The organism is Vibrio sp. NFR, assembly GCF_027587095.1.
Lineage (GTDB): Bacteria > Pseudomonadota > Gammaproteobacteria > Enterobacterales > Vibrionaceae > Vibrio > Vibrio harveyi.
The window spans coordinates 101,468-121,985 of sequence record NZ_JAPPTN010000004.1; the positions used below are offsets into that span (position 1 = coordinate 101,468).

The window sequence follows — 20,518 nt, forward strand, 5'->3', positions numbered from 1 at the left end:
GTCCTTTCTTCTCTACATTTCTACATTCTGAATATGCCAAAGTTGCTGTCAGGAATTGGCGCATTGAGGGCGGCTTTTAAGGCTTGAGCCAATACTTGACGCGTCTGTTTCGGGTCGATGATTCCGTCATCCCATAAACGCGCACTGGCGTAGTAGGGATGTCCCTGAGACTCATACAAGTCTACGATAGATTCTCGGAATGCACTTTCTTCTGGCTCTGGCCATTCTTCACCTTGGCGTTTTTTCACTTCTCGACGCACTTGAGTGAGCACGCCTGCGGCTTGTTCTCCGCCCATTACTGAGATTCGTGCGTTTGGCCACATCCACATCATGGTCGGGTCATAAGCTCGACCGCACATGCCGTAGTTGCCTGCGCCGTAAGAGCCGCCAATAATCACGGTGAACTTAGGCACATCCGCACACGCGACCGCCATCACTAGTTTCGCGCCGTGTTTGGCAATGCCTTCCGCCTCAAGCTTTTTGCCCACCATAAACCCAGTGATGTTTTGCAAAAACAGTAGGGGAATTTTGCGTTTGGCACACAGCTCAATAAAGTGCGCGCCTTTCTGTGAGGACTCAGAAAACAAGATGCCGTTGTTCGCCACAATGCCAATCAGATTGCCGTGGACTCGTGCGAAACCGCACACTAAAGTCTTGCCATAAAGCGCTTTGAACTCGTCAAAGTCCGAGTCGTCGACCACGCGAGCGATGATCTCTCGAACATCAAAAGACAAGCGCAGATTCGCATTGACGATGCCGTACATTTCTTCGGCGTCGTAACGTGGTGGTAAAACCGGTTTGTCGCTTTGAACTGGGAGTGATTGGTTGGTATTGGAGATAGCTTCGCGCGCGATTTGCAAAGCGTGTTGGTCATTTTCTGCATAGTAATCGGCAACGCCAGACTTGCGACAATGCACGTCGGCGCCGCCTAGCTCTTCATCGGTAACAATTTCACCCGTTGCGGCTTTTACTAGCGGAGGACCTGCCAAGAAGATGGTGCCTTGTTCTTTGACCATGATGGAAACGTCCGCCATTGCAGGTACATAAGCGCCGCCTGCGGTACACAGCCCCATTACAACCGCGACTTGAGGAATGCCTTGTGCCGACATTCTGGCTTGATTGAAGAAGATCCGCCCAAAGTGCTCTTTATCAGGAAAGACTTCCGCTTGATGAGGAAGGTTCGCGCCACCAGAGTCCACCAAATAGACGCAGGGTAATTGGCAACGTTGGGCGATCTCTTGCGCGCGCAGATGTTTTTTCACTGTGAGTGGGTAGTAGGTGCCGCCTTTGACGGAAGGATCATTGGCGATCACCATGCATTGAATGCCTTCAATGGTGCCAATGCCCGCGACGACACCTGCGCATGGAATTGATTCTTCGTAGACGTTCCACGCGGCGAATTGTCCGACTTCAAGAAACTCGCTGTCTTCATCCAAAAGATGCATGACGCGCTCACGAACGGGCAGTTTCCCTTTCAGGCGCTGGCGGTCAATGGCTTTTTGCCCGCCACCTTGCTTGATAGCTTTGATATTAGCATTGAGGTTGTTTACCAACTCGGTCATGACCGCTTTGTTCGACAAAAATAGCTCGTCGGTTGGCTTGGTTTTACTTTTAATGATTGCCATAGTGACTTCCTTGTCGGTGGGTTAGCGAGATTCTTCGAACAACTCTCGTCCAATCAGCATGCGGCGAATTTCAGAAGTGCCAGCACCAATCTCATACAGTTTGGCGTCACGGAGTAATCGCCCAGTCGCGTATTCGTTGATGTAGCCATTGCCGCCTAACAGCTGAATAGCATCGAGGGACATTTTCGTGGCAAGTTCGGCGCTGTAAAGGATCACGCCGGCGGCGTCTTTACGCGTGCATTCACCTCGGTCACATGCGGCAGCGACGGTATAAACGTAAGCTTTGGCGGCGTTCATGCGTGAATACATGTCAGCAAGCTTTCCCTGCACTAGTTGGAATTCACCGATGGATTTGCCGAACTGTTTGCGGTCATGAACATACGGAACCACTTCGTCCATACAGGCTTGCATGATGCCAAGTGGACCGGCTGCTAATACCACGCGTTCGTAATCCAAACCGCTCATCAACACTTCGACACCACGGTTTAACTCGCCTAAGACATTCTCTTTTGGCACGGCACAATCTTGGAACACCAGTTCGCAGGTATTCGAGCCGCGCATTCCAAGTTTGTCGAGCTTCTGTGCATGGCTAAAGCCCTCGAATTCTCGCTCAATAATGAAAGCGGTGATGCCGCGAGATCCGCCATTGGGATCGGTTTTCGCGTAAACCACTAAGGTATCGGCATCAGGACCGTTAGTGATCCACATTTTGTTGCCGTTCATTAAAAAGTGGTCGCCTTTATCTTCTGCACGAAGCTGCATGCTAACCACGTCAGAACCTGAGTTCGGCTCACTCATGGCTAGTGCGCCGACGTGAGAACCATCGATGAGTTTAGGTAGGTACTTTTCTCGTTGAGCAGGGGAGCCATTGCGAAAGATTTGGTTAACACAAAGGTTGGAATGCGCGCCGTAACTGAGCGCGATAGACGCCGAAGCTCGGCTGATCTCTTCCATCGCAACAACATGAGCAAGATAGCCCATGCCTGCACCGCCAAACTCTTCATCAACGGTTACGCCAAGCAAACCCATTTCACCGAACTTGGACCACAGATGATTGGGGAATTGGTTATCGCGGTCGATGTCTGCGGCGATAGGGGCTATATGCTCGGTGGCGAACGCGTTGACGTGGTCTCGGAGCATATCGATGGTTTCACCAAGCCCAAAGTTGAGTGGGGTGTAGCTGCTTTTCATAACATTTCCCTGTTGAAAGTACTCATTAGTACGGATAAGGTTCGAGTTACACTGCTTGGGCTTGGAAATTATGGTTATTCTTGTTTGTTTTCGTCGTTACAAGTTTTTAGTTATTGGCTGTTAGTTTTATTGTCGCTTAGCGCTTGTTTGCATCGCTCTTTGGCGGTTTCTAGCTCGTTCATTACAACGCTAATATCATCCAGTTGTTGCTGTAAGTGCGCTTGTTTTTCATCAATAATGGTTAGCATTTTAAGCAGCTGTCCATCGCTTTGTTGGGTATCGTACAGCTCGAACAACTCTCGAATTTCCGCAAGCGAAAAGCCCAGTCGCTTACCACGTAAAATCAGCTTGAGACGGATCTTATCTCTGCGTTGGTATACGCGAATGCTGCCTTTTCGTTCCGGCTCTATCAGCCCGACATCCTCATAAAAACGAATGCTTCGGGTCGTGATGTCGAACTCTTTGGCGAGGTCACTTATCTTGAATTTATCCACTCGGTTTTTCCCTCTAATGAATAGTTTTTGGCTTCTTAAAATCCCTTCAAGCCTTGAACTAAACGGGCTAGCTAAAAGCATGAGAGTAAATTTGTGTTGTTATTAATGTGTTTCTTTACGTTAACGTAAATGTTAGTGCTATGCTTACGTAAACGTCAAGAAATCACAGTGCGAAAATTCATCGTTTTATGAGAGGCTGGAGTGACACCACATTCTGTGTGAAAGCTCCGTGGTAGCAGGTGTGAAGGATGAGTTCGTGAACTGTGAATTATCGTCAGAAGGGACGAGAGCATGGGAAACGACATCTGGATTGTCAGTGCAAAGCGAACGCCAATCGGGCGCTTTCAAGGTCAGTTACAAGGTTATTCAGCGCCTCAATTAGGGGCATTTGCTATCAAAGCGGCAATGGATGCGAGTGGTGTTAGCGAAGTCGACGAAGTCTACATGGGCTGCGTATTACCTGCGGGGTGCGGACAAGCACCAGCCAGACAAGCAGCGCTAGGTGCAGATCTTCCGCTTACCACGGGCTGTACCACCATCAATAAAGTGTGTGGCTCTGGCATGAAAAGCGTTATGTTGGCTCACGACCTTATCAAAGCGGGCAGCATTCGCAGTGCCATCGCTGGTGGTATGGAAAGCATGACTAATGCGCCGTATCTGCTTAAAGAAGCACGTAACGGCATGCGAATGGGTCACCAATCTACTCACGACCATATGTTTCTCGACGGTCTTCAAGATGCGTATGAAGGGCACTTGATGGGAGTCTATGCGCAGCAAACGGCTGACCGTTCTGAGTTTACTCGTGAACAAATGGATGAATGGGCAATCCTATCCGCAACAAGAGCATTGGAAGCGCAAGAGCAGTGTCTGTTTGACGATGAAATCTCGCCGATAGAAATCACGACTCGGCATAGCACTTCAACATTGGATTATGACGAGCATCCACGCTCCATCAAGCTCGACAAGATCCCTCAACTCAAACCCGCGTTCGATAAAAACGGCTCGGTGACGGCTGCAAACTCAAGTGCGATATCCGATGGTGCTGCAGCCTTGGTGTTAATGGACTCGCAGGTGGCACAGCATCAAGGTTTAACGCCATTAGCAATCATCAAAGGGCACTCGACCCACGCCAGAAAGCCCGCTGAATTTACCCTCGCGCCCGTCTTTGCAATAGAGCAGTTGTTATCTCAACTCGATTGGTCAGTAGACGAGGTCGATCTTTGGGAGATCAACGAAGCTTTCGCCGTTGTTACGCAAATCGCGGTACGCCAATTGGGTATCGATAGAGACAAAGTAAACATCAAAGGCGGTGCGTGTGCGCTTGGGCATCCAATTGGAGCAAGTGGCGCTCGTATTTTGGTGACCCTCATTCATAGCCTACGCCAACTGCAATCGCTTGGTGTAGATGGTGACAACAACAATAAAAATGTGATGCGAGGTGTTGCATCACTGTGTATCGGTGGTGGTGAAGCCACTGCTATTGGTATCGAGATACCGCTTTAATTCCAATTATCGAATAACGTAAAAAAGGACTAGATTATGACTCGCACGGTTCCCTTATTCATCGATGGTGAGTTTCGTGAATCTCAAGCAATGGATTGGGTAGAAGTGACAAACCCTGCCACCAATGACGTGATTGCACGCTTGCCATGCGCAACGGATGAAGAGATGTACGCGGCAATTGAAAGTGCAAAAGCCACCTTTACCTGTTGGAAAGATGTCGCCGTGTCTGAGCGTGCGCGTTTAATGCTGCGCTACCAACATCTACTTAAAGAACATCATGATGAATTGGCGACGTTACTTTCTCACGAAACAGGCAAGATCTTTGCGGATGCAAAAGGGGATGTGTGGCGCGGTATCGAAGTGGTCGAGCAAGCTGCCAATATCGCCAGTAACATGATGGGAGAAACCGTCGAGAACGTTGCGACCGATATCGACAGCTATTCGCTGATTCAACCGCTTGGGGTGTGCTGTGGTATTACGCCTTTTAACTTCCCAGCCATGATCCCTTTGTGGATGTTCCCAATCGCGATTGCGAGCGGAAATACCTTTGTCCTCAAACCTTCTGAACAAGTGCCTCTCACGTCAATTCGTTTGGCTGAGCTGTTCGAAGAAGCGGGTGCGCCAAAAGGTGTGCTGCAAATCGTGCATGGTCGTAAGGAGCAGGTCGACTTATTGCTGAAGCATCCCGATATCCAAGCCATTTCTTTCGTTGGTTCTGTACCCGTAGCGCAATACATCTACACCACTGGCACGCAGAACTTCAAACGTGTTCAAGCCTTTGCTGGCGCGAAAAACCACATGGTAGTGATGCCAGATGCGAACAAAAACCAAGTGGTGAACAACTTAGTTGGCTCTTCGGTTGGTGCAGCAGGGCAACGTTGTATGGCGATATCCGTTGCGGTGTTTGTAGGCAGTTCGAAAGAGTGGATTGCCGACCTAAAACAAGAAATGGCGAAAGTGCATCCGGGTGCTTGGGATGACGAGAATGCCGCGTATGGTCCTTTGATCAGCGCACAAGCAAAGCAGCGTGTGCTTGGTTTGATTGAAGAAGGTAAACAACAGGGCGCGGTGTGTGAACTTGATGGTAGCCAATGTGAAGTAGAAGGCTTCCCTGAAGGTAACTGGGTCGGTCCAACCTTATTCAGCGGTGTCACCACCTCGATGTCGATTTACACCCAAGAAATCTTCGGACCTGTTTTGGTGTGTATTGAGGTTGACACTTTACAAGAAGCGATAGATCTCGTAAATCGCAACCCATATGGCAATGGCACCTCTATCTTCACTGCCAATGGTGCGGCGGCGAGAAAGTATCAACATGAGATCCAAGTCGGACAGGTAGGTGTGAACGTACCGATTCCCGTGCCTTTGCCATTCTTCTCGTTTACGGGCTGGCGCGGCAGTTTTTACGGTGATTTGCATGCCTATGGCAAACAAGCGGTGCGCTTCTACACCGAGACCAAAACCGTGACGGCTCGTTGGTTTGACGACGATATCCCAACTGGTCCAAACCTGACCATTAACTTGCGCTAACGAAGTAAGGAGCTCATATGGATTTTGAACTCAACGAAGATCAACGTATGTTTGCCGACACCGCTCAGCAATTTGCGGCAGAGCGTTTAGCGCCAATGGCAGCAGAGTGGGATGAGAAACAAATCTTCCCGAAAGATATTCTACGAGAGGCGGGAGAGCTTGGTTTCTTGAGCCTCTACACCCCAGAAGAGCAAGGCGGTTTGGGCTTAAGCCGCTTGGATGCATCCATCATCTTCGAGCAGCTCTCCATGGGGTGTACATCGACCACCGCATTTATGACCATTCACAACATGGTGACTTGGATGGTCGCGAGTTTTGCTACCGATGAAGTGAAAGACACGTTCTGCCCGAAACTTATTACGGGTGAATTTCTCGGATCTTATTGTTTAACCGAACCAAACGCAGGTTCGGACGCGGCATCTCTGACGACTTCTGCGACTAAGCAAGGTGATAACTACATTCTCAACGGCGGCAAAACCTTCATCTCTGGTGCAGGCGATACTGACGTTTTAGTCGTGATGGCGAGAACCGGTGATGCAGGTGCGAGAGGCGTATCTGCGTTTGTTGTCCCCGCCGATGCAGACGGCATTAGCTACGGACGTAAAGAGCCGAAAATGGGCTGGAACAGTCAGCCAACACGCTCGGTGACTTTCGACAATGTTTCTATTCCAGCGTCACATCTGCTGGGTGAAGAAGGGCAAGGGTTTGTGTTCGCCATGAAAGGTTTGGATGGCGGACGCATCAACATTGCGACCTGTTCGGTCGGCACGGCTCAGCAAGCGTTGAATCAAACGGCGCAGTATATGCAAGAACGTAAACAGTTCGGCAAATCATTAGCTCAATTCCAAGCATTGCAATTCAAACTGGCAGACATGGCAACTGAGCTTGTCGCTGCTCGCCAACTGGTACGTTACGCCGCCAGCAAGTTAGACCGAGGTGACCCAGATGCCACGACTTATTGTGCCATGGCAAAACGCTTTGCAACCGACGTCGGCTTTCAAGTTTGTGACCAAGCACTGCAACTTTACGGTGGCTACGGTTACATCAAAGAATACCCAATGGAGCGCTATTTCCGTGATGTTCGAGTACACCAAATTTTGGAAGGTACTAACGAGATCATGCGGTTGATCATCGCGCGTCGATTGCTCGCAGAGGAGTCGGCATTGCTATAAATGCGCCGACAAGCTCTGCTTTTATTCATAAAGCTCAGGTCATTTTCAGCAAGAAAGGATTCAGAGATATGTCACTAACAGAACAACAAGCGATTCAACACTCCATCAGCAATCACGTTGCGGTGGTGACCATGAACAACCCGCCCGCGAATACTTGGACATCACAAAGCTTAACCGCATTGAAAGAGCTAGTGCTTGCGCTAAACGACAATAAAGACGTTTACGCTCTAGTGCTCACTGGGAATGGAGAGAAGTTTTTCTCTGCAGGTGCTGACCTCAAGTTGTTTGCCGATGGCGATAAAGCGGTGGCGTTAGAAATGGCGCGTATATTTGGTGAAGCCTTTGAAACGCTCTCTGCATTTCGAGGGGTTTCTATCGCTGCCATCAACGGCTACGCCATGGGAGGCGGATTAGAAGTCGCATTGGCGTGTGATATTCGTGTGGTGGAAGAGCAAGCTGTGCTGGCACTGCCAGAGGCGAAAGTGGGCTTATTGCCTTGTGCTGGTGGTACGCAAAACCTAACCGCATTAGTCGGTGAAGGTTGGGCGAAACGCATCATATTGTGCGGCGAACAAGTCGGTGCAGCACAAGCGCGAGAACTTGGCTTAGCGGAAGAAGTGGTGGAAAAAGGTGGAGCGCTTAATAAAGCCATTGAGCTTGCAGAGTCGGTTGCCAATCAATCGCCGTCTTCGGTAACCGCGTGCAAAGCGCTTATCCAAAACATGCGTTCAGCTCCACTCAAACATGGTCTGATTAAAGAACGAGAACTGTTTCTAAACTTATTCGATACCGAAGATCAAACCGAGGGGGTTCGTGCCTTCTTAGAAAAACGTAAACCCAACTGGAAGAATCAATAGGAGGTCGCATGACAGGGAAAGTAACCATTAGCGAAATAGATTGCTTAGACGGCGTGCACCGAATTGGTATCGCGACGTTAGACAACACGGCTTCTTTGAATGCGTTGACTTACGACATGTTGGCAGAGCTCAACGACCAACTTATCGAATGGCAAGATGACCCTGATTTGGTGTGTGTCATCCTCAATGGAGCGGGTGAAAAAGCGTTTTGTGCAGGGGGCGATGTACGAACCATGTACCACGTCATGCACGAAAAAAGCAAAGAGGAGACTGCCGAGTTCTGTTCTAACTACTTCTCGCTTGAGTACGAATGCGACTACCTGATTCATACCTACCAAAAGCCAATCATTGGTTGGGGAGAGGGCATTGTGATGGGCGGCGGCATGGGCTTGTTTATGGGCACCAGCCATAGAGTCGTCACCCCTAAATCTCGTCTTGCGATGCCAGAGATCAATATCGGGCTTTATCCGGACGTGGGTGGCACTTGGTTCTTAAGCCAAATCGACCCAGAGGTAGGTTTGTTCCTTGGGTTAACCGGTGCAATGGTGAATTCAAGTGACGCTGTCACTATCGGTTTGGCAGAATGGTTGCTTCTGGAAGAGCAATATCCGGAACTGTTAGAAGAGCTGAAACAAGTCGACTGGGGCTCTGCCGATGCCAAATCGCTCGTCAGTGCTTTACTTCAATTGATGGAAGAGCAAGTCATCGACAGTAAGCCGACAACTCAGATTTGCCCTTATCTCGACCAAATTAAAGAAGCGTGCAAAGGCTATGACTTAAATCAGATTGCCCAACGTATTCAAGCAATGGAAGGCGAGACTCAATGGCTTGAAGTCGCTAAAAAATCGTTTGTTGCGGGCAGTCCAATCACCGCACATATCTGTTTTAGGCAAGTCAAAGAGTACCACCGTTTATCGTTGGCGGATTGTTTCCGTCTAGAGCTAACCTTGTCAGTTCGTAGCGCATTACTCGGTGAGTTTGAAGAGGGCGTGCGCTCTCGATTAGTAGATAAAGATAGCAACCCAAAATGGATGTTTAACAGCGTCAGTGAAGTCGATGAGAGCGTCATCGATACCTTGTTCACTTCTCTTTGGTCAGAAGAGGAACATCCACTTGCACAGTTAGGAAAATAAGGAGAAACAATATGAGTACCATTGCATTTATTGGCTTGGGCAACATGGGCAGTCCAATGGCACAAAACCTATTGGCGTCAGGGTTTCACGTGCAAGTGTTCGATGTGGATGTGAATGCGGCGAAGCAACTTGAACCGTTTGGCGCGGTGGTTGCTAGCACGTTAGAAGAAGCCGTAGATGGCGCGGGAACCATCATCACCATGCTACCAGCAGGTGCACACGTGCGCGCGGTGTACTTGGGGGATTTGCACGGTGGTGTCGGTCTGCTCAATATTGTGCAGGACAACGCATTGCTGATTGACTGTTCGACCATCGATCCAGATTCCGCACGCTTGGTGGCGAACGAAGCGCAGAACAAACGATTATTGTTTGTCGATTCTCCCGTCTCTGGGGGTGTAGCAGGCGCAAAATCAGCAACGCTGACCTTTATTGTTGGTGGCTCGGATGAGGCGTTCTCCAAAGCCAATGCGATCTTGCAATACATGGGCAAGAACGTATTCCACGCTGGTAAAGCGGGCGACGGTCAGATGGCAAAAATCTGCAATAACCTGATGTTGGGCATTTTGATGTCGGGAACCTGCGAGGCGCTCAATCTCGGTATTGACCATGGTCTCGACCCGAAAGTCTTATCCAATATCATGCTGCAAAGCTCTGGTCGAAACTGGGCGTTGGAGCTCTATAACCCATGCCCCGGCGTGATGGACTCTGCGCCAGCGAGTAATCAATACAATCCCGGCTTTATGAGCAAGTTGATGCTAAAAGATCTTGGCTTGGGCTTGGATGCGGCGCTGCAAACCAACTCTTCGGTTCCGATGGGCTCTTTGGCCCGTAACCTTTATGCATTCCATAACGCGGCAGGTCATGCAGAACTCGATTTCTCTAGCTTGTTTGAATTCTATAAGAACCAAAAGGGCTAAAAGAGAGATTCCCTATCAGGCGTTTAAACATGGAAGTCATCCAGTAATGGAGTACAGATATGGATTTAAAAAACAGTGTCATTGCAATCACAGGTGCGGGGCAAGGGTTAGGGCAGATGATGGCGGTCAGCCTTGCTCAAGCGGGCGCGGATTTAGCATTGCTTGACGTTAACGAAACGGGACTGCTGAATACCCAAGAACAATGCCGCATGCTCAGTGCTAAAGCATTGATCTATCGACTTGATGTCACCAATGAATCTGAAGTGGAGGATACCTTTAATGAGATTCTTCAAGACTTTGGGCAGCTAAATGGCTTAGTTAATAACGCTGGCGTCTTGCGAGATGGGTTGTTAGTCAAAGCCAAAGATGGCGAGATCACCAAGATGTCGCTTGAGCAGTTCAACCTAGTGATGAACGTCAACGTCACGGGCACCTTCTTGTGTGGTCGAGAAGCGGCAGTCAAAATGATCGAGAGTGGCTCGAAGGGCGCCATCATTAACATCTCTAGCGTGGCGAGAGCGGGCAATATTGGGCAAACCAATTACTCTGCATCGAAAGCTGCCGTCGCAACCATGGCAAGAACATGGGCAAGAGAGCTCGCCAGATATGGCATTCGCTCTGCGGCTATTGCGCCCGGTGTCGTCAAAACGGCAATGGCAGATCAAATGAAGCCAGAAGCCATAGACCGACTGCAAAAGATGATACCCGTCGGTAGGATGGGGGAGACGAGTGAGATTGCTCATGCCGTGAAATACATTCTTGAAAACGACTACTTCACAGGGCGAGTGCTCGAAGTGGATGGCGGGATGAGAATGTAGCATTGAGCCATTGGTTTCTGGTAGCGAGCGCTAGTTAAGTAGCGCTCGTTTCGTTTTAGTGAGTTCATTCGATTAACAATTGAACCAAATATCACTCTTAAAAAGCACTTGGTATTAATCTGGCAAATTGGATTGCCTGAGTAATCATTTGCTACAGAAATGCCATGTAAATAGTATGTGAATTCATAACTATGATACTGGTCACGCTTTACTTAATTCGTACTTTCTAATGTAGCTCACACTCTCTCGCCGAATACACAACTGATTACTCTTCTCGTTTGCGTTGTTTAAGTTACTGTAAAGAAAAGGATATACGTTGTAGTACGTTAATATTGTGCACCTGTTTTGCTATTCCTTTATCAATATTAGCTTTCATAAATGGAACGTTAGTTTCCATCTGTGGCTAATGAGCTTTCCTCTTTCCCTCCGCATAATGCGCTCGAATGTAACAATGTATTTCAAAGTGTAACAATAAACTCACGTTGTGAGTGTGGTTTTAACCATCAAGCAACTTGATACCTCCCACCAAGAAGTCCATTGCTGCACAAGCTCAACACAAAAATATTCTAATGACCAAGACAACCAATCGCAGGGCTTGCTCTGTTGTTGGCTAACCATCGAGAAAGTTAATGGAAGCTTCAAGATACAAACGCATCTTAGCGAGGATAAGTTTGGCAGGAACCATTCTTATGCTTTCAGGGTGTAACTCTGCTCTACTTGACCCGAAAGGTAGTATTGGCGTTCAGGAAAAAGAACTGATCATTACAGCGCTTTTACTGATGCTGATTGTCGTGATCCCCGTGATTTTAATGACAATCTATTTTGCTTACCGCTACCGAGAGTCGAACACTGGCGAGGAATACGCTCCAGAGTGGGCGCACTCGACCAAGATTGAAGTGGTGGTGTGGACGATTCCAATCATCATCATCGCGATTCTGGCAACCATCACTTGGCGTTCTACTCACGAGTTAGAGCCGTCCAAGCCCATCGCAAGTGACGTCAAACCCATCACCATTGAGGTGGTGTCACTCGATTGGAAATGGCTATTCATCTACCCAGAAGAGAACATTGCGACAGTGAACTACGTGGCGTTTCCGAAAGATGTTCCGGTTCAGTTCAAACTGACCTCAGACAACATCATGAACGCGTTCTTTATCCCGCGTCTCGGTACTCAGATTTACGCGATGCCAGGCATGGTGACCAAGTTAAATCTGATTGCGAACCACACAGGGGATTACAAAGGCTTTGCTTCTAACTACAGCGGTAAGGGTTTCTCGCAGATGAAATTTACCGCAGCAGCAATGGAAGATCGCACAGCATTCCTGAATTGGGTGCAGCAAGTGAAAGCCAGCCCTGATCGAATCGAAGACTGGGAGCAATTCCGTGCGCTTGCATCACCAACGGTGGCGGAGCCTGTGAAGATGTTCTCTAGTATTCCACCATTTTTGTTCACCGACGTCGTGACCCAGCATCCGGGTTCAATGAACTGTTTGCCGGAAAACCTAGGATAATCGCAATGTTTGGAAGATTAACACTTGAATCAATCCCTTATCACGAGCCGATTATTGTCGTCACTCTAGCGGTGATCGCGATCGTTGGTTTGGCTGTCGTTGCGGCGATAACCAAAGCGGGTAAGTGGCAATACTTATGGAATGAATGGTTTACTTCGGTAGACCACAAAAAACTAGGCTTTATGTACATCGCCGTGGCAATGGTGATGTTGATTCGTGGCTTTGCAGATGCGGTCATGATGCGTAGCCAACAACTGCTTTCTGCGGCAGGCGAGAGCGGTTATTTACCACCACATCACTACGATCAAATCTTTACTGCCCATGGCGTAATCATGATTTTCTTCGTGGCGATGCCGTTGGTGATTGGTTTGATGAACATCATCGTACCTCTGCAAATTGGTGCGCGCGATGTGGCATTTCCTTACCTAAACAACCTGAGTTTCTGGCTTTTTGTTGTGGGTGTGATCCTCACTAACATGTCTCTTGGCTTGGGTGAGTTTGGTCGTACTGGTTGGTTGGCGTATCCGCCGCTGTCTGGTATTGAGGCAAGCCCCGGAGTTGGGGTGGATTATTGGATATGGGCGTTGCAAATATCCGGTGTCGGCACCACGCTGACGGGCGTGAACTTCTTCGCAACTATTTTGCGTATGCGTACGCCGTCTATGCCAATGATGAAGATGCCAGTGTTCACGTGGGCTTCCCTGTGTGCCAACATTCTAATCATCATTTCATTCCCAATCCTAACCGTAACCATCGCGCTACTGACACTGGATCGCTACATTGGTACGCACTTCTTCACCAATGACCTTGGCGGCAACGTAATGATGTACGTCAACCTGATTTGGGCATGGGGTCACCCAGAAGTGTACATCCTGATCTTGCCTATTTTTGGTGTGTTCTCTGAGGTAACGGCAACCTTCTCACGCAAGAAGCTGTTTGGTTACACCTCGCTAGTATGGGCGACCATTGTAATTACGATTTTGGCGTTCGTCGTTTGGCTGCATCACTTCTTCACCATGGGCTCAGGTGCAAATGTGAATGCATTCTTCGGCATCGCCACCATGATCATCTCTATCCCGACCGGGGTGAAGATCTTCAACTGGCTATTCACCATGTACAAAGGGCGAATCCGCTTTACTACGCCGATGATGTGGACGGTTGGCTTCCTGATTACCTTCTCTGTGGGTGGTATGACGGGCGTACTAATGGCAGTTCCGGGCGCAGACTTTGTTCTGCATAACTCTGTGTTCCTGATTGCGCACTTCCATAACGTAATCATCGGTGGTGTGGTATTTGGTTGTTTCGCGGCAATCACTTACTGGTTCCCGAAAGCGACAGGTTTCACCATGAACGAAACATGGGGCAAACGTGCATTCATTTTCTGGATTGTTGGCTTCCTAATGGCGTTCCTACCGCTTTATGCACTGGGCTTTATGGGTATGACGCGTCGTTTAAGCCAAGATCTGAACCCAGAGTACTTCCCACTGTTGGCAGTTGCCGCAGCTGGTACGGCAGTGATTGCGCTTGGCGTGGCTTGTCAGTTCATCCAAATCTACGTGAGTGTTCGTGACCGCGAGCAAAACCGTGACCTAACGGGTGACCCGTGGGGCGGTCGTACCTTTGAGTGGGCGACGTCTTCACCACCGCCGTTCTACAACTTTGCGCACCTACCAAAAGGTGATGTGCTAGACGCGTTCTGGTACCAAAAGCAGAGTGGCGAATTCGATCCAACCAAAGAAGTGGAATACGAACGCATCCACATGCCGAAGAACACTCCAACAGGTATTTATGTGTCTGCATGGGCGTTGGTGTTTGGCTTCGCGATGATTTGGTACATCTGGTGGCTAGCAGCAGCAAGCTTTGTTGGCATCATCGTGACGTGTATCCAACACAGCTACAACGACGACGTGGATTACTACGTTGAAGTAGAAGAAATCAAAGCGATTGAAGCGGAGCGTCGAGCTCAACTTGAAGAAGCGAAGAAAAACGAAGTGAAAGACAACGATAAGAAAGACGATCTGGAGGTGACTTATGCAAGCTAATGTTGCGGTTCACGACCACGATCATCACCATGATTCTGCTGGCATTAAGCTGTTTGGTTTCTGGATTTACCTAATGAGTGACTGTGTATTGTTTGCGACCTTGTTCGCGACTTACGCAGTACTAGAAAGCGGCTCTATTGCGGGTCCAACCGGTAAAGACATTTTCGAACTGCCTTTCGTGTTTGTAGAAACCATGTTGCTACTATTCAGCAGTATCACGTTTGGCTTCGGCATGATTGCGATGAAACGCAAAGACGTTGCAGGGTTAAAACGTTGGTTAAAAGTGACCTTCTTACTCGGCGCTGGCTTTATCGGGATGGAAGTGTACGAGTTCCATCACCTGATTGTTGAAGGCTACGGTCCACAAGAAAGTGCATTCTTGTCGGCGTTTTTCACTTTGGTTGGAACACACGGTTTGCACGTAACCTTTGGTTTGATCTGGCTAGCCGTGTGCTACCACCAACTGTCAACCAAAGGCTTGAACGATAACATGTCGATGCGATTCCAGTGCTTGAGCTTGTTCTGGCACTTCCTAGATATCGTTTGGATTTGTGTATTCACCATCGTTTACTTATTGGGGGTTATGTAATGGAACAACATCTAGATACAGGTGCCTCTGATTACGTAAAAGGCTTTATTGCGTCTCTGATCCTGACCGTAATTCCTTTCTATTGTGTGTGGGCGCAAGTGCTGCCAGATACTGCAACTTATGCCGTGTTATTTGGTTGTGCGATTGTGCAGATCTTTGTGCACTTTAAGTACTTCCTGCACATGGAAGTGAAAACGTCAGAAGGTCAGTGGAATGTGGTGTCACTGATGTTTACCGCCATTGTTGTGTTGATTCTGATCGCTGGCTCGATCTGGATCATTTACAACATGAACGTCAACATGAAGTTGTAGGCTAGGGTATGCTGAAAAGTTATTTGTCTATTACTAAACCGGGCATCATTTTCGGCAACCTGATTTCTGTTGCGGCGGGGTTCTTCCTCGCCGCAAAATCAGAACCCGCTAACTTTCTGTTGTTGCTGACAACGTTAGTTGGTGTCGGGCTTGTGATTGCATCAGGATGCGTGGTGAACAACATTTTCGACCGCGATATCGACCAAAAAATGAAGCGCACGCAAAACCGTGAATTGGTGATGGGAAACATCAACATCGACGCGGCATTTGTTTACGCTTTGGTATTGTTGCTTAATGGCACAGCGTTATTGTTCCAATTGGTGAATCCGCTCTCGGCTGTGGTTGTACTCTTGGGTTACGTGTTTTACGTCTTCTTCTACACCATGTGGTACAAGCGAAATTCGGTCTACGGCACTTTAGTCGGCAGCATTTCTGGCGCGGTTCCTCCGTTGGTGGGCTACCTTGCGGTGACGAACTACATCAGCTTAGAAGCGATTTTACTCTTCATTATGTTTTGCCTCTGGCAGATGCCACACTCTTACGCGATTGCGATGTTCCGCATGCAAGATTATCGCGATGCAGGCATTCCTGTTCTTCCCGTTAAAGAGGGCATTACCAAAGCGCATCAACATATGAAGGCGTACGTGGTTGCTTTTGGTGTGGTTGCTATGGGGTTGTTTATGCTGGGTGAAGCCGGCTACGAATATTTAGCGGTCTCGGCAGCAGTGTGCTTTATGTGGACGCGGGTGACATTCCAAAAAGTGAATTACAACAACTATATCCAATGGTCCAAAGTAGTGTTTAAGGTGTCGTTATTGGTCGTGATGAGCATCAGTGGCGTGCTTGGCTTAGAGTTGATTCCACTGCCGTTTATTCATTAAAGGAAAGTAAATCTGAGTTAACGATTGATGCCATCAGTAGTTGTGATGAGAACAAAACCAATGAATGCGGAATCGGTGATCTATCTCACCAAACCTTAATCCAGATTAAAGTTTTGCCGCAGTTTCGGCGGTAAGGTTCGCGTCGCTCATCGCACTGAACAGAAATTCAGAGAAGGAACAGCCATGCTTTGTGTATCGCTGTTCCTTTTTCGTTCCTGCTCGGTAGTGATCTATACCCAAGTAACCTCGAGATGCTTGCTTCAGCGAGAATGACTTGGTTCGTAGACGCGGCGGCGATTTGAAGATCTAGTTACTCTAAATCAATAATCGACAACAAAGTATACGAGTCAAGACCCTTACTATTTGCAAAGAGGGCCCTTCGGGAGCGTGTCATTAATTCGATCTCTGTGTCAAACAACTTGGAAAGAGCAGGCTATTCCGCTGCGTTGTTTTCCTTGATCTCGAATCAATGACAACGCTCTGAATCCTGCATCTTGAAGTCACTTGGGTATGTAGAACTAAAAGACAGATTTTAAGAGGACTGGACTTGAGCATTTTGTTTTCAGAAGCCCGCATTGGCAACATGACACTAAAGAACCGCTTTGTACGCAGTGCGACGTGGGAAAATATGGCAACGGAAGACGGTCACATGACCGAGAAGCTTTACGACATTTATGAAGAACTTGCCAAAGGTGAAGTGGGTCTGATCGTTACTGGCTACGCAAACATCGTAGAAGAAGAGAAGCCGAATGCAGGCATGATGGGGATCTACAACGACTCTTTCATCGATGAATACAAAAAGCTGACTGACCTTGTCCACGAACATGACGCTAAGATTGTCATGCAGATCGCTTACGGCGGCACAAAAACAACATTCAACGTTGGCGAGCGTGTGATTTTTGCTCCAAGTGAAGTGCCAGAGCGCGGCACCAAAACGGAAGGCAAAGCGATGACTCAAGATGAGATCGACTACATCGTTAAAGCATTTGCGCTAGCGAGCAAGCGTGCACAAGATTCTGGCTTTGATGGTGTAGAAATCCACGCGGCGCACACGTACCTGATCAACCAATTTTTGAGCCCATACTACAACCGTCGCGAAGACCAATACGGCGGCAGCCTTGAGAACCGCATGCGTTTCCTTATGGAAATCTATGCCGAAACACGCAAGTTAGTTGGTGATGATTTCCCGATTCTGGTAAAACTGACAGCAACGGAATTCTTCGATGGTGGTTTGACGTTCGATGAAACGCGCATTGTTTGTAAGAAGCTAGAAGAAGTGGGCGTGGATGCGATCATCGTATCAGGCAACATTCATGGCAACGCAAGCACCATGGTAGGTGAATCGTTCGACGGTTACACGCTACAAGAAGAAGGTTACTTCCACGAGTACGGTCAAGTGATCAGCCAAGATGTGGACGTACCGGTAATTACCGTAGGTGGTTTAAACGACTTCTGTGCGATCGAAGACTTGGCTGAAAATACCAAGATTCAATTCTTCGCGCTTTCTCGTCCGTTATTGGCAGAGCCACAATTGATCAAGCGCTGGAAAGACGGTAACCGCGCCGAAGTGGATTGTGAACGTTGCTCTAAGTGTCGCACCAAGCGCGGCAACTTCTGCGTGGTTTACAAGCGCAGAAAGTAAAACATCCGAAACGGGCAGCTTGTGTGTAACTGCCCGTTTTATGTCTCAGGTTGTTCCCTTTAGTACAGTCATTGATTCTCCTTTCACAAACAATTCACGCTTTAATTGTTACAGTTTGCAGTCGAACAATCGCGAGAGCTGTGATAATTTTCGCTCGCACTTTTAAATTTAATTGGTTGTATTAATGAAGAAAATTGTACGTTTGGTTGCTGTAGTCTCCACTCTTTGTGCCCAATCTACTTATGCCATGAGTGAGAAAGATTGGGACGTGTTGACCGATATTGGCGCGTATGGCTTGGTCGCAACGGCGGCGGCTGTTCCGGTATACAAAGGGGACTGGGATGGCTTTTGGCAAGCTGGCTTTAGTATTGGTGCTGCGTCTGGTATTGGCTTAATTGGTAAAACCACCATTGATGCTGAGCGTCCAGATAAAAGCGGCAACGACAGTTTTCCTTCTAACCATACGGCTAATGCTTTTGCTTCGGCTACCACTCTTTATTTGCGTTATGGTTGGGAAGCAGGTTTACCTGCATACGGTGTTGCCACATTAGTCGGCTATGGCAGAGTAGAGGCGAAGAAACACTATTGGCGAGATGTGTTAGCTGGTGCTGCATTGGGCACATTGAGTGCTTACGTGTTTACAGATGCTTATGATGAGAATGTTCAACTCGTGCCTTGGGTGACAAGTGAAGATGTCGGTGTTTCAGTTACTTACCGCTGGTAATTTGAGACCCGATAAAAAAGCCTCGGCATAAACCGAGGCTTTGTGTTACTAAATTCTAAAACGTTCGTGATTAGAACTGAGCTTTAATCCAGATCATGCGGTGGTCAGAAGAAACATCCTTACCGCTCCCTTTCTCACCAATGCGAGGATCGTTGAATAGCTTACGACCTTCTTCATAAGATGCAGCCCAGTAAACGCCAGAATCCACAACGTTTAGGTTTGCTGATGGCATAGCGTAGTCAACACCTAGACCAAATGTTGAAGTAATGCGATTTGGAATTGGGTGAGTAGAACTGCCGTCCGCTGCGTGTTCTGCTGCGCCAAAGCTTGTTGGGTAAAGCTCGCCATTCATCACGTCTTGGTTAACTAATGGATCATTGTGGAATGCTTGCATGATCTCACTAAAGCCATCACCATCCAATGGATCAAGGTTTTGGTCGCCCATCATGACGAACTTCGCACCTTCTGCCAGACCGCCTTTCTTACCAGCATCATCGTAGAAGTAGTCTTTACCCTGTACGTAATGATGCCAGAACTCAACCTCTGCACCGTTTTGTACTTTGTTTTTACCTGTATCAAACACTGGTGGGGTCGGGTGTGACATAAGCAGGTGAACAACTTCATCGCCTTTTTCTGTTGGGATGATAATTGGTGCGTCTACGTGGTTTTTAGAAGACAGACGAATTTGCTCCCACTCTTCAGCAGTGTACCAATCGTCACCACAGTCCATGCCTTCAGGGAATTTGCTTGGGTCATCACATAGCGTGATGGTAGGGATCTTAGCGCCTTCCATATCTTTCCATTTAAACTCTTGGAAAGTACGTGTGTTGTCTGTGTCGATTTTGTATTTAGACATTAAAGCGAACGCGTATTGACCGTGGTAGTTACCAAAGCCCCAAGCGTCACCAGGTAGTTTGCCTTTTACGCCATCGTTATCTAAGTCTAAGCCACTATTTAAGCCAGTATTTGTCGAGTAAGACTCCGCGTACGGGTACTCGATAGGCTCTAGGTCAGCTTTACCGCCTGCACCTTCAAGGCTTTGTGCGATAGAAAGGTAGTTTTTCTGGAAGCCCTCTAGCGCGGCTTTGTTTTCGCCAGTGCCATCGTTGTTGTATTCCGCCATCATCAGAACATCAGGGCGGTTCTTCTGGATGATTGCTGCTACGTTACGGATCTGAATGACTTTCTCAGCCATTGCTTTGTCTTCCGCAGCAATTGATTTATCAAGGTACGCAGTAACGAGCTGAGTTTGTTTTGCTGGTTCAACTTGCATTTCTGCAACAAGAGCTTCGAAAGTATAGCGATCAAAAGAGAGGTTATAAGTGGCGATCTTTACTTCTTTAGGTTGAACATTCACATATTCAGTATCGTCATTGCATCCGGTAAGTAGGGTCGCACCAATGAGGAGAGCAAGAGGTGTTTTTATATATTTCATGGGTATGTCATACCTTATAATTGGATTCGCGCAAATACTAAAGTTATCAGTAGCTTTTGTAAGCGACATGAATCACACAAACGATTGCGAATTTGCATGCTTGTTCCGGTTTTGTGTGATTTGTGCAATAAATGCATCACTTT

The 20,518-nt window shown here is 48.0% G+C and carries 18 protein-coding genes; 14 read left to right on the top strand and 4 right to left on the bottom strand.

Annotated elements, in window-relative coordinates; all coding sequences use genetic code 11:
* Nucleotides 1-20: 20 nt before the first annotated feature.
* The 3 genes from OH463_RS09200 to OH463_RS09210 form a co-directional block, all read right to left on the bottom strand.
* Complete coding sequence (locus tag OH463_RS09200; RefSeq protein WP_269991068.1) at nt 21-1,625, bottom strand: carboxyl transferase domain-containing protein; 1,605 nt, start codon at nt 1,623-1,625, stop codon at nt 21-23.
* A gap of 21 nt (nt 1,626-1,646) precedes the next feature.
* The gene (locus OH463_RS09205) at nt 1,647-2,816 is read right to left on the bottom strand and encodes an isovaleryl-CoA dehydrogenase (RefSeq protein ID WP_269991069.1); all 1,170 of its coding nucleotides are present in this window, start codon (nt 2,814-2,816) and stop codon (nt 1,647-1,649) included.
* Between the two features lie 110 nt (nt 2,817-2,926).
* Nucleotides 2,927-3,310, bottom strand: a complete 384-nt coding sequence (locus tag OH463_RS09210; RefSeq protein WP_017188973.1) for a MerR family transcriptional regulator — start codon at nt 3,308-3,310, stop codon at nt 2,927-2,929.
* Between the two features lie 291 nt (nt 3,311-3,601).
* On the opposite strand from OH463_RS09210, the gene OH463_RS09215 reads away from it, so the two are divergent.
* The 14 genes from OH463_RS09215 to OH463_RS09280 all read left to right on the top strand — a co-directional run bounded on the left by OH463_RS09215 (nt 3,602) and on the right by OH463_RS09280 (nt 18,940).
* Complete coding sequence (locus OH463_RS09215) at nt 3,602-4,813, top strand: thiolase family protein (protein WP_269991073.1); 1,212 nt, start codon at nt 3,602-3,604, stop codon at nt 4,811-4,813.
* A 36-nt stretch (nt 4,814-4,849) separates the two neighbouring features.
* Nucleotides 4,850-6,343, top strand: a complete 1,494-nt coding sequence (locus OH463_RS09220; protein WP_269991074.1) for a CoA-acylating methylmalonate-semialdehyde dehydrogenase — start codon at nt 4,850-4,852, stop codon at nt 6,341-6,343.
* A 17-nt stretch (nt 6,344-6,360) separates the two neighbouring features.
* Nucleotides 6,361-7,515, top strand: coding sequence for an acyl-CoA dehydrogenase family protein (locus OH463_RS09225; RefSeq protein WP_269991077.1), 1,155 nt, complete (start codon nt 6,361-6,363; stop codon nt 7,513-7,515).
* Nucleotides 7,516-7,583: 68 nt separating this feature from the next.
* Nucleotides 7,584-8,372, top strand: a complete 789-nt coding sequence (locus OH463_RS09230; RefSeq protein ID WP_101960302.1) for an enoyl-CoA hydratase — start codon at nt 7,584-7,586, stop codon at nt 8,370-8,372.
* Between the two features lie 8 nt (nt 8,373-8,380).
* Nucleotides 8,381-9,505: an enoyl-CoA hydratase/isomerase family protein gene (locus OH463_RS09235; protein WP_269991079.1), complete on the top strand. Its 1,125-nt coding sequence runs from the start codon at nt 8,381-8,383 to the stop codon at nt 9,503-9,505.
* Between the two features lie 11 nt (nt 9,506-9,516).
* A complete protein-coding gene (gene mmsB, locus OH463_RS09240; protein ID WP_269991081.1) occupies nt 9,517-10,422 on the top strand; it encodes a 3-hydroxyisobutyrate dehydrogenase in 906 nt (301 codons plus the stop codon).
* 59 nt (nt 10,423-10,481) lie between these two features.
* Nucleotides 10,482-11,240, top strand: a complete 759-nt coding sequence (locus OH463_RS09245) for an SDR family oxidoreductase (protein ID WP_269991083.1) — start codon at nt 10,482-10,484, stop codon at nt 11,238-11,240.
* Between the two features lie 629 nt (nt 11,241-11,869).
* On the top strand, nt 11,870-12,751 hold the full coding sequence (cyoA, locus tag OH463_RS09250; RefSeq protein WP_078609229.1) for a ubiquinol oxidase subunit II: 882 nt from the start codon (nt 11,870-11,872) through the stop codon (nt 12,749-12,751).
* 5 nt (nt 12,752-12,756) lie between these two features.
* A complete protein-coding gene (gene cyoB / locus OH463_RS09255) occupies nt 12,757-14,793 on the top strand; it encodes a cytochrome o ubiquinol oxidase subunit I (RefSeq protein ID WP_199436852.1) in 2,037 nt (678 codons plus the stop codon).
* Complete coding sequence (gene cyoC, locus OH463_RS09260) at nt 14,783-15,382, top strand: cytochrome o ubiquinol oxidase subunit III (RefSeq protein ID WP_005451611.1); 600 nt, start codon at nt 14,783-14,785, stop codon at nt 15,380-15,382. The genes cyoB and cyoC overlap by 11 nt, the downstream gene beginning before the upstream one ends.
* Complete coding sequence (cyoD, locus tag OH463_RS09265; protein ID WP_005443825.1) at nt 15,382-15,693, top strand: cytochrome o ubiquinol oxidase subunit IV; 312 nt, start codon at nt 15,382-15,384, stop codon at nt 15,691-15,693. The genes cyoC and cyoD overlap by 1 nt, the downstream gene beginning before the upstream one ends.
* An 8-nt stretch (nt 15,694-15,701) precedes the next feature.
* Nucleotides 15,702-16,574 (top strand): heme o synthase, encoded by an 873-nt coding sequence (cyoE, locus tag OH463_RS09270; protein WP_269991084.1) that lies wholly within the window; start codon nt 15,702-15,704, stop codon nt 16,572-16,574.
* Nucleotides 16,575-17,121: 547 nt separating this feature from the next.
* Complete coding sequence (locus OH463_RS09275) at nt 17,122-18,216, top strand: NADH:flavin oxidoreductase (protein WP_269991085.1); 1,095 nt, start codon at nt 17,122-17,124, stop codon at nt 18,214-18,216.
* 184 nt (nt 18,217-18,400) lie between these two features.
* The gene (locus tag OH463_RS09280; protein ID WP_269991087.1) at nt 18,401-18,940 is read left to right on the top strand and encodes a phosphatase PAP2 family protein; all 540 of its coding nucleotides are present in this window, start codon (nt 18,401-18,403) and stop codon (nt 18,938-18,940) included.
* A gap of 70 nt (nt 18,941-19,010) precedes the next feature.
* Here the strand turns inward: OH463_RS09280 and OH463_RS09285 are convergent, their stop codons facing one another.
* Nucleotides 19,011-20,375: an endonuclease/exonuclease/phosphatase family protein gene (locus OH463_RS09285; protein ID WP_009696185.1), complete on the bottom strand. Its 1,365-nt coding sequence runs from the start codon at nt 20,373-20,375 to the stop codon at nt 19,011-19,013.
* Nucleotides 20,376-20,518: the final 143 nt, after the last annotated feature.

Excerpts from the sequence above, each read along its gene's own strand:
- OH463_RS09200 (WP_269991068.1), bottom strand. The coding sequence starts at position 1,625 with ATGGCAATCATTAAAAGTAAAACCAAGCCAACCGACGAGCTATTTTTG.
- OH463_RS09205 (WP_269991069.1), bottom strand. The coding sequence starts at position 2,816 with ATGAAAAGCAGCTACACCCCACTCAACTTTGGGCTTGGTGAAACCATC.
- OH463_RS09215 (WP_269991073.1), top strand. The coding sequence starts at position 3,602 with ATGGGAAACGACATCTGGATTGTCAGTGCAAAGCGAACGCCAATCGGG.
- OH463_RS09220 (WP_269991074.1), top strand. The coding sequence starts at position 4,850 with ATGACTCGCACGGTTCCCTTATTCATCGATGGTGAGTTTCGTGAATCT.
- OH463_RS09225 (WP_269991077.1), top strand. The coding sequence starts at position 6,361 with ATGGATTTTGAACTCAACGAAGATCAACGTATGTTTGCCGACACCGCT.
- OH463_RS09230 (WP_101960302.1), top strand. The coding sequence starts at position 7,584 with ATGTCACTAACAGAACAACAAGCGATTCAACACTCCATCAGCAATCAC.
- OH463_RS09235 (WP_269991079.1), top strand. The coding sequence starts at position 8,381 with ATGACAGGGAAAGTAACCATTAGCGAAATAGATTGCTTAGACGGCGTG.
- mmsB (WP_269991081.1), top strand. The coding sequence starts at position 9,517 with ATGAGTACCATTGCATTTATTGGCTTGGGCAACATGGGCAGTCCAATG.
- OH463_RS09245 (WP_269991083.1), top strand. The coding sequence starts at position 10,482 with ATGGATTTAAAAAACAGTGTCATTGCAATCACAGGTGCGGGGCAAGGG.
- cyoA (WP_078609229.1), top strand. The coding sequence starts at position 11,870 with ATGGAAGCTTCAAGATACAAACGCATCTTAGCGAGGATAAGTTTGGCA.
- cyoB (WP_199436852.1), top strand. The coding sequence starts at position 12,757 with ATGTTTGGAAGATTAACACTTGAATCAATCCCTTATCACGAGCCGATT.
- cyoC (WP_005451611.1), top strand. The coding sequence starts at position 14,783 with ATGCAAGCTAATGTTGCGGTTCACGACCACGATCATCACCATGATTCT.
- cyoD (WP_005443825.1), top strand. The coding sequence starts at position 15,382 with ATGGAACAACATCTAGATACAGGTGCCTCTGATTACGTAAAAGGCTTT.
- cyoE (WP_269991084.1), top strand. The coding sequence starts at position 15,702 with ATGCTGAAAAGTTATTTGTCTATTACTAAACCGGGCATCATTTTCGGC.
- OH463_RS09280 (WP_269991087.1), top strand. The coding sequence starts at position 18,401 with ATGAAGAAAATTGTACGTTTGGTTGCTGTAGTCTCCACTCTTTGTGCC.
- OH463_RS09285 (WP_009696185.1), bottom strand. The coding sequence starts at position 20,375 with ATGAAATATATAAAAACACCTCTTGCTCTCCTCATTGGTGCGACCCTA.